General features: G+C 66.1%; 12 protein-coding genes. All 12 read left to right on the top strand.

Annotated features, from left to right (window positions below):
* Positions 1 to 226 precede the first annotated feature (226 nt).
* The 12 genes from IPG97_16605 (at position 227) to IPG97_16550 (ending at position 8,357) form a co-directional block, all read left to right on the top strand.
* Positions 227 to 1,699 carry a hypothetical protein gene (locus IPG97_16605; GenBank protein ID MBK6858119.1) on the top strand — a complete coding sequence of 491 codons (1,473 nt, stop codon included), beginning with the start codon at positions 227 to 229 and terminating at the stop codon, positions 1,697 to 1,699.
* 139 nt (positions 1,700 to 1,838) lie between these two features.
* Positions 1,839 to 2,951 (top strand): phage portal protein, encoded by a 1,113-nt coding sequence (locus IPG97_16600; protein MBK6858118.1) that lies wholly within the window; start codon positions 1,839 to 1,841, stop codon positions 2,949 to 2,951.
* 18 nt (positions 2,952 to 2,969) lie between these two features.
* Positions 2,970 to 3,617 (top strand): HK97 family phage prohead protease, encoded by a 648-nt coding sequence (locus IPG97_16595; GenBank protein ID MBK6858117.1) that lies wholly within the window; start codon positions 2,970 to 2,972, stop codon positions 3,615 to 3,617.
* A 157-nt stretch (positions 3,618 to 3,774) separates the two neighbouring features.
* Positions 3,775 to 5,121: a phage major capsid protein gene (locus IPG97_16590; GenBank protein MBK6858116.1), complete on the top strand. Its 1,347-nt coding sequence runs from the start codon at positions 3,775 to 3,777 to the stop codon at positions 5,119 to 5,121.
* An 86-nt stretch (positions 5,122 to 5,207) separates the two neighbouring features.
* Positions 5,208 to 5,417: a hypothetical protein gene (locus IPG97_16585; protein MBK6858115.1), complete on the top strand. Its 210-nt coding sequence runs from the start codon at positions 5,208 to 5,210 to the stop codon at positions 5,415 to 5,417.
* Positions 5,418 to 5,419: 2 nt separating this feature from the next.
* On the top strand, positions 5,420 to 5,980 hold the full coding sequence (locus IPG97_16580) for a hypothetical protein (GenBank protein ID MBK6858114.1): 561 nt from the start codon (positions 5,420 to 5,422) through the stop codon (positions 5,978 to 5,980).
* A gap of 97 nt (positions 5,981 to 6,077) precedes the next feature.
* On the top strand, positions 6,078 to 6,425 hold the full coding sequence (locus IPG97_16575) for a hypothetical protein (protein MBK6858113.1): 348 nt from the start codon (positions 6,078 to 6,080) through the stop codon (positions 6,423 to 6,425).
* A gap of 14 nt (positions 6,426 to 6,439) precedes the next feature.
* The gene (locus tag IPG97_16570) at positions 6,440 to 6,676 is read left to right on the top strand and encodes a hypothetical protein (protein MBK6858112.1); all 237 of its coding nucleotides are present in this window, start codon (positions 6,440 to 6,442) and stop codon (positions 6,674 to 6,676) included.
* A gap of 1 nt (position 6,677) precedes the next feature.
* Positions 6,678 to 7,007 carry a hypothetical protein gene (locus IPG97_16565; GenBank protein ID MBK6858111.1) on the top strand — a complete coding sequence of 110 codons (330 nt, stop codon included), beginning with the start codon at positions 6,678 to 6,680 and terminating at the stop codon, positions 7,005 to 7,007.
* Between the two features lie 23 nt (positions 7,008 to 7,030).
* A complete protein-coding gene (locus IPG97_16560) occupies positions 7,031 to 7,594 on the top strand; it encodes a hypothetical protein (GenBank protein ID MBK6858110.1) in 564 nt (187 codons plus the stop codon).
* On the top strand, positions 7,594 to 8,079 hold the full coding sequence (locus tag IPG97_16555) for a hypothetical protein (GenBank protein ID MBK6858109.1): 486 nt from the start codon (positions 7,594 to 7,596) through the stop codon (positions 8,077 to 8,079). The genes IPG97_16560 and IPG97_16555 overlap by 1 nt, the downstream gene beginning before the upstream one ends.
* Entirely contained in the window at positions 8,076 to 8,357 is a 282-nt protein-coding gene (locus IPG97_16550; GenBank protein MBK6858108.1) for a hypothetical protein, read from the top strand. The genes IPG97_16555 and IPG97_16550 overlap by 4 nt, the downstream gene beginning before the upstream one ends.

Raw genomic sequence — 8,357 nt, 5'->3', positions numbered from 1 at the left:
CCCCGGAGGTCGTGGTGAGCGCGTCGAAGACCCCTCGGACCTGTAGCTAGGGCGGTCAGATCCGGGGACAACCGCGAGGCCCTGGAGGCCGTGCGGGACAAGCTCGCTCACGAGATCGACCTAGTGGGCGAGGACGACCGAGAGCGTCTAGCGCCTCTGACTGGCCGTCTACTCGAAGTGTTGCGGGCACTCGATGACATCGCCGAGCCGGAGGTGAGCCGCAAGGATGAGCTACGCCGTCGCAGAGAGGACCGCCGCGCTGCCGCTGGTGCCGCCTCGGTTCCTGAGCCGCCCAAACGCAGCGTCAAGCGCGGGGCCGGAGGCGGTGGAGCTGGCGAGGTCGGCGGGGCTGGTGCTGCTCCCGTGGCAGGAACTGGTTCTCGACGCCGCACTAGCTGAGACCGCCGAAGGGTTCTGCGCTTCGTTCGAGGTTGCGTTGGTGGTTCCTCGCCAGAACGGTAAGGGCGGGGTGCTGGAGGCTGCGGAGCTGTACTGGCTCTTCCTCGATGACGCGGTGGATCTGATCACTCACACGGCGCACCGGTTCGACACGTCGCTGGAGCACTTCACCAGGATCAGGACTCTGGTGGAGACCACGCCGGAGTTGATGGCCGAGGTCAAGGGGATTTACGACAGCAACGGCAAGGAGCGGATCGAGCTTCGCAGCGGAAAGAGGCTCCAGTTCAAGGCCCGCTCGAAGGGTGGTGGTCGTGGCTTCTCGGGGGACCGGGTGGTCCTGGACGAGGCCTACTACATCAACGATCTCGGTTCCCTGCTGCCAACGATGTCGGCCCGTCCTGATCCGCAGCTGTGGTGGACGAGCTCGGCCCCGTTGGAGGTGGCCGAGTCGAATGCTTTGCGGAAGATCATCGCCCGTGGTCGTGCGGGTGAGATCACTTACGCCGAGTGGTCCGTCGATGTCGATGCTTCTGACGCCGATGCTGTTGCTGGGGCGCTAGATGATCGTGGAGCGTGGTTGGAGGGGAACCCGTCGCTCGGGTCGCTGATCACTGAGGAGTTCATTGGGACGGTGGAGCGGTCGAATCTGACCGATGCCGAGTTTGCTCGTGAGCGGCTCGGGATCTTCCCTGACCCTGACAACGGGTTGGGCCCTCAGTGGTCTGTGATCGCTGAGGCTGATTGGTCGGCATGTCGCAGCGGGGAGTCGGGGCGTCGTGCTGGGCGGCCGGGGTGGCTGGCCGGTGATGTGGATCTTGCGGTGGAGGTGCGGCCGGATCGGTCATCGTCGTCTGTGGCGGTGGCTGGCGAGTGCCGTGAGGGTGGTATCGGGGTCGATGTGGTGGCGACTGGCGCCGGCACCGGCTGGGTCGTGGCCGAGGTGGCCGCATTGGTGGCCGATGGGGCAGTGCGCCGGGTGGTGATTGATGAGGCGGGTCCAGCGGCCGCGCTGATCGGTGATCTGGAGGCTGCTGGAGTCACGGTGACGCGGGTCGCGTTTGCCGCCCTGAAGCTGGCTACGGCGGGGTTCTTTGATGCGGTGGTGGATGAGGAAGTGGTGCACCGTGACCGGCCGGAGTTGTCGTCGGCGGTGTCGTGGGCGGAGAAGCGCAAGGCGGGGGATGCCCTGCTGATTGATCGTCGTGGGGACCATGACATGTCGCCGCTGGTGGCTGTGGTGTTGGCCCATCACGCTGCTGTGTCGATGCCTGCTGTTGATGTGTCGATGAGCGTCTACTGAGGGGAGAGGAGCCGATGGTGCACGTGTTGCTCGAGTTGTTCGGTCTCGCCCTTGTGGTGGTCGGTGTGTCGATGTGGTCGGTGCCGTTGGCTTTGGTGGTGGCCGGGGTGGCTTTGGTCGCCGCGGTTGAGGTGCGGGCATGAGCTTGTTCCGCCCTGAGCGTCGTTCTGTCGGGTCGCTGGCTGAGGTGCTGGCGGCTGAGCGTGTCCGTCGGTCTGGTGGCGGTCATGGTGCCGTGTCGGATGTGGACCAGGCGCTCCGGTTGGGTGCGGTGTGGTCGTGTATGGATCTGATCTCTCGGTTGTCGGCGTTGCCGGTGAAGCAGTACCGCCGGGCGGCTGGTGTGCCGGTGGAGGTTGAGCGGCCGTCCCCGCTGCTGTCGGCTCCGTGGTTGCACATGCATGCGATCGGGTGGCGTCGTCAGGTGCTGATGTCGTGGTTGACGGCCGGGAACGTGTTCGGTCTGGTGGCGGCTCGTGACCGGCTGGGGTATCCGGTGCAGATGGAGATCTTGTCTCCGTCGAGGATGTCGGCTCGGCCGGTTGGTGTCGGGTCGGTGCAGTGGTTGCTTGATGGCCGTCCGGTCGGTGATGACTTGGTGCATTGGCCTGCGTTCACTGTTCCGGGGTCGCCTATCGGGTTGTCCCCGCTGCAGTACGCGGCGTCGATGACGGGCTTGGGGTTGTCGGCTGGCGAGTTCGGTCGCCGGTGGTTCAGCGATGGCGCTCACCCTTCGGCGGTGCTGTCGACAGACCAGCCGGTAACCCAGGATCAGGCGGCGACGATCAAGGAGCGGTTTAGGGCTGCGGTGTCTGGTCGTGAGCCGGTGGTGCTCGGGTTGGGTGTCACTTACGAGGCGATCCAGGTGAGCCCGGAGGAGTCCCAGTTCCTGGAGACGATCAAGGCGAACAAGGCCGACATCGCCGGGTTCTTCCTGGTGCCGCCGGAGATGATCGGTGGCGAGTCCGGTAACAGTCAGACGTACGCGAACGTCGAGCAGCGGTCGCTGAACTACCTCACCTATAACGCGGGGTGGTGGGTGACTCTGATGGAGGAGTTCGTGTCTTCGATGGTGCCGCCGTCGGAATACGTGAAGGTCAATACCGGGGCGCTGGTGAAGGTGGACTTGAAGACGCAGGCGGAGGTGGAGGCGTTGCGCATCCGTGGCGGTTGGGGACGCCGGATGAGGCTCGCGAGCATGAGGATCGTCCACCGTTGCCTGGCGGTGTCGGTGCCCAGACGGTGGCGCTGAACGGACCTGGAGGGTCAGATGTCTGAGTTGTTGCCTGATGTGGTCGCTGCCCGTCTGGGTGGTGACATGTCGTCTCTGTCGGTGGTGCAGCGTGGCCGCACTGTGGAGGCCCGGCGGTTCGCTGTGCCCGAGGTGCGAGCGGATGAGGACGGCGGCGTGTCGATGTCGGGGTACGCCACGGTGTACGGGTTCCCTTATGACGTGGCTGGTGGCCCGGAGCGTGGCGGCTGGTCTGAGGTGATCGTTGAGGGTGCTTGCGCTAAGTCGGTGGTCGAGCGTGACGACGTGCGTCTCCTGGTGAACCATGAGGGCCTACCTCTGGCACGCACGGCCGCTAAGACGCTGACGCTGGCGTCCGACGCTGTGGGCCTGCGGTGTGATGCCTCGCTTGACCGTTCGTCTCCGCTGGTGGCGTCGGTGCTGTCCGCGATGGAGCGAGGCGATCTCGATGAGATGTCCTTCGCTTTCCGTGTGATCCGTCAGGAGTGGGATGCGGACTACCTCGTGCGGCGGATCATCGAGGTCCAACTGTTCGATGTTTCGCTGGTGACCTACCCGGCGAATCCTGCGACCGTCGCCCAGGTGCGCGACGACGTGCCAGCGCCGTCGGTGCGCGGTCTTGATCTGCGGATGGCTTCGGCTGTCCGTGCCCGGCTGTCTATCTAGGCAGCCACTCCCGGCCCACGCCGGGCTGCACGCCGAACCGCACGCCGGACCCCTCTAGGGGGCACCACCTGCGGTCCACCTGCGGTCCACCTGAGCCACGACTCACCCGCGCCGCCCGGCACGGGTGCCAACCAACGTGACCCATGGAGGTCCTGTCATGACCCTGCTCGAACAGATCCGAGCTTCTATCCGTGAGTGCCTCGACACTCGCGCCGGCCACATGGCCGTCATCGATTCGGTGATCGCTGCGGCCGAGGCCCGAGACGATTCAGCACTCAGCGATGCCGAGACCGCACAGTTCAACGAGGCCCGTTCCGCCGTCGCTGCCGCTGATGCCGATCTCGCCCAGCTTCAGGAGCGTGAGGCCGAGCTCGTTGCGCTCGAAGAGGCCCGTGCTGCTGCTGACGCTGTGGCTGCCCGCTTCCCTGCCCCTAACGGGTCCCCTGAGATCCGTGTCGGCGCTGAGCCTGTCGTGTACCGCGACGGTGGTGAGCACTCGTTCCTTCAGGATGCCTACCGCTCCGAGTTCGGTGGCGACTGGCAGGCCCAGGAGCGGCTGGAGCGTCATCAGCGGATGGCGCTGGAGACCCGCGATGTCGGCACCGGTGCGTTCGGTGCGTTGGTTCCACCGCAGTACCTGGTGGACATGTTCGCTCCGATCGCTCGGGCTGGTCGCCCGATCGCCAACTCGGTGCGTCGGCTCCCGCTGCCTGCTGGTGGGATGACCTTCAACGTCCCGCGTGGCACCACCGGCACCACCACCGCCGTCCAGGCGGCCGAGAACGACGCCGTGTCGGAAACCAACTTCGATGAGACCACCCTGGCCGTGTCTCTCCAGACCATTGCCGGCCAGCAGGACGTTTCCCGTCAGGCGTTGGAGCGTGGGGTCGGCATCGATCTGGTGGTGTTCGGTGACCTCGCTTCGCACTATGCGACCGTGCTGGACACTTCGGTGTACACCGCCATCACCGGCACTGCCGGGATCGAGGCCGTGACCTACACCGACGCGTCCCCCACTGTGGCCGAGTTCTTCCCGAAGCTGGCTGACGCTGTGCAGCGGGTGAACTCGAACCGGTTCATGCCTGCCACCGCGATCTTCATGCACCCCCGCCGGTGGGGCTGGCTGACCGCTGCCGTGGACACCACCAACCGTCCCCTCATCGGCTTGAACGCCCCCTCCAACGCTGTTGGTGTGGGTGTTGCTGCCGAGTACGGGCAGGTCGTCGGGTCGCTGTTCGGTCTGCCCGTCGTCACCGACGCCAACATGGCCACCGACCTCGGTGCCGGCACCAATGAGGACCTGGTGATCGTGGCGAAGGCTGACGACATCCTCCTGTGGGAGGACGGCGACGGTGCCCCCCGTGAGCTGCGTTTCGAGCAGACCAACGGCGGCAACCTGACCGTGAAGCTCGTTGCTTACGGCTACTCGGCCACCACGGCCGGGCGTTACCCGAAGGCCATCGCCACTGTCGGTGGCACCGGTCTGGTTACGCCGACCTTCTAGGTCGGTTGGTGTGGGCCTGGGTTGGTGGCTGATGCCTCCCCCCAGGCCCACACCTCCCACCATGTTCGCTTCGTTGGAGGTGTGTTGTGTCCGATTCGTATGTTGCGGCCCTGCTGGTGGAGCGTGACGGCTATGTGCTGCGTGGGCTGTCTGGCCGTGTGGCCGAGGTGGATGCGGAGCTAGCCCGGTTCGGTGTGCGTGCCGGGGTTGTCGGCTCCCGTGAGGCCGCTGTGGATGCCCTAGAGGTGGAGCAGGCCGTCGAGGCTGCGCCCGTGAAGCGGACCCGTAGGGGCTGAGCGTGGCGTACCTGACCGCTGCTGAGGCCCGTGAGCGTCGGATGGCGTTGCTGTCCGGTGTTGCTGACGCCGAGATCGACCGGCTGGTGTCGGAGTTCGAGGCGTTGGCGGAGCGGTTCGTCGGGGTGCCGATGGTGCCTCGGGCCTCGGTGGTGCGGGTTGCTGTTCCGTCCCCTGTGGTGTCGTTGGCGGTGGATGGGCCGGTGCGGTCCGTTACGTCGGTGGCGGTCGACGGGGTGGCGGTGTCTGGCACCCACAAGTTCTCGGGGTCGGTGGTGTATCCGTCGGTGGCGGTTGGTCCTGGGGTGGTCACGGTGTCGGTCCAGGTCGGTCTGGACGCCCCGCCCGAGGAGGTGTTACACGCGTGCGCCGAGTACGTCGGGCGTGTCGTGGCGGCGTCGGGGTCCGGTACGTCTCGGGACGTGTTGGCTCAGAGCTTCGACGGCGGCACTACGAGGTATTCGACCCCGGACTGGTCTGCTGGTCGCCCCACTGGGTTCTTGGAGGTTGACCGGCTGCTGGTTGGGGTGCGTGCCCGGTATTGGCTGCCGGGGGTGGCGTGATGGCGGAGACGACGGTGTGGTGGTCTGCCGTGGAGCGGCTGGTGTCGCTGTTGCGGGTCCATCCGTCGCTGATTGGCAGCGTGGATGTTCACACTGGTTGGCCGGGGATCTGCACCGCAAGCCTGAAATGGTGTTCGTGGATGAACTGTCGTCCACCGAGGACCGGCCGGTGATGAAGTCGGGGCGACAGGTGCGCGATGAGTCGTTCCGGCTGCCTCTGATCGTGGTCATAACAGGGCGGGGTGATCTGGATTCGACGCTGTGCCGCACGTCGGCCGTCGTGGCGGCGATCCAGGACGTTCTGGCCGATGAACCGGCCCTGTCGGATCTGGACGGGGTGCTGTTCGGGTGGGTGGCGGAGAAGTCGATGTCGTGCGGTCAGACCCCTGAGGGTCCGATCGGGACGGCGCGTGTGGTGGTCGACGTGACCGCCCGTCTCAACTGAGAGAGGAGCCTTCGATGAAGGTCCGTTACACCGGCGAGGCCGGGTACATCTTTGCGCCTGAGGGCGTGCCGCCGTTCGTCCCTGAGCCTGGGGACGTATTCGACCTGGACGATGCCGTGGTGGCGTCGCTGGGTGGCTCGTTCGAGCCGGTGGAGCCTGTGAAGGCCCCGGCGAAGAAGTCGGCCCCCAAGGCCGCTGACCCGTCGCCCGCGCCCGCTGGCGACTCCGACCCGACCGGCCTGGAGGGCTGAAATGGGCATCCAAGACAACTTCTGGACGATCGGCGAGGAGGCGGTGGCCTGGGGCACCAAGGCCACCACTCTGACCCGCGGCATCGAGAACCAGACCGATGACGCCACCCCGAACGTCGAGTTTCTCCAGTCTCGGGGGATGCGTCCGGCGACGGTGGCGACCCCGACGGGCCGCTCCGTGGCTGTGCCTCGTGGTGGTCAGCATGTACTGACGCTGGACCTGATGGCGAAGTCGTTGGGGCTGGTGTTCACACGTTCACCCCGACCACGACCGGCCCCACCAAGTCGTTCACGGTCCATGCTGGCCGCGCTGATGTGGGCGGCACGGTGAATCATCACGACTACCTCGGGTGCATGGCCGAGTCGCTGAACCTCGCCCTGACGGCGAAGGGCCTGCCGGTCCTCAAGTCGACGTTCGCCTACAAGACGCTCGACACTGCGGCGGCGTCGGTCACCCCGTCTTACCCCACTTCGTCGCATGTCTACCGTGACATCGACTGTGTGGTGTCGCTTGCTGGCAACTCTGAGTGCCTGCGCTCCGCTGACTTCACGATCCCGACCGGGCTCGACATGGAGCGGTGGCGGATCTGTGCGGGTGGCCGTGAGAAGCCGGTGCTGAATACCCGTGTGGAGCCGACTGGCACGCTGTCGCTGGATTACGACTCCGATTCGTGGCAGGACGCGTGGCTGGCCGGGACCGAGCTCGAAGATCTGATCATCACCTTCACCGGTCCCGAGATCGAGACTGGGTTCGACTTCTTGTTTCGGGCGACGTTCCCGCTGATCCAGCTCACCGGGTCTAGCCCGAAGGTCGGTCTGGACACCACACCCGAACAGCCTCTGCCGTTCCGGGTGCTGGACAACGGCACTGATCCGGCGTGGACGTTGGAGTACCAGACCACCGACACGGCGTACTGATGGCGCTGGTCTCTGCCGAGGTCGATGGCCTCGATGAGTTGATCGCTGGCCTCAAGGCGTCGTCTCAGGGGCTGGCCCGCGAGCAGCGCAAGGCGAACAAGAAGGTTGCTGAGGAGGTGTCGGAGTGGGCGCGGTCTGCTGCCCGCTCTGGCACCCGTCAGCAGGTCCTGGCTGCGGGTGCGATCAAGGCCCGTGGCACTCAGTCGACGGCCCGTCTGGCGATCTCTGGTGGCCCTGGTTATGCCAAGGCTGCGTTCTGGGGCATGTCTCGCCGGACCGGTTGGTATGCGGCTGAGCGGTACCGTGACTCTCCCGCACGGCAGGCCCCGCCGTGGGTGGGGAACTCGTGGACGGCTGGTGTGGCCGGTCAGGGGCCGCATGCGATCAACGATGCGATCGCTGCCCATGTCGATGAGGTCGAGGCCCTGTATGCGGCCGGTTACGAGTCCGCTCTGAAGGCGGCTTTCCCTGGGGGGTTCGAGTGAGTCAGATCACGGTTACGGTCGACGGGTCCGAGCAGGTCGTGGACCTGGCGAAGGTCACGGGGCTGGATGCGATGCAGTTCCGCATGGAGACGGGGCAGGACCTCGATCTTGCGGTGTTGGGGATCTTGGAGCGGGGCGAGGCGGTGCTACTCGCTGATCTGGCGGTGGTCCATTGGTTGTGGGTCCGTCAGTCGGTGGATGCGTTGGCGTCGTTCGCTTTGGTGGCGTCGTCGCTGACGCTGTTCCCTGCCGTGCAGCCTGAGGCCGTGGAGGTCTGA

Source organism: Microthrixaceae bacterium (assembly GCA_016702505.1).
In the GTDB taxonomy this organism is placed as follows: Bacteria; Actinomycetota; Acidimicrobiia; order Acidimicrobiales; family Iamiaceae; genus Aquihabitans.
This window is presented reverse-complemented; position numbering and strand designations above follow the sequence as displayed.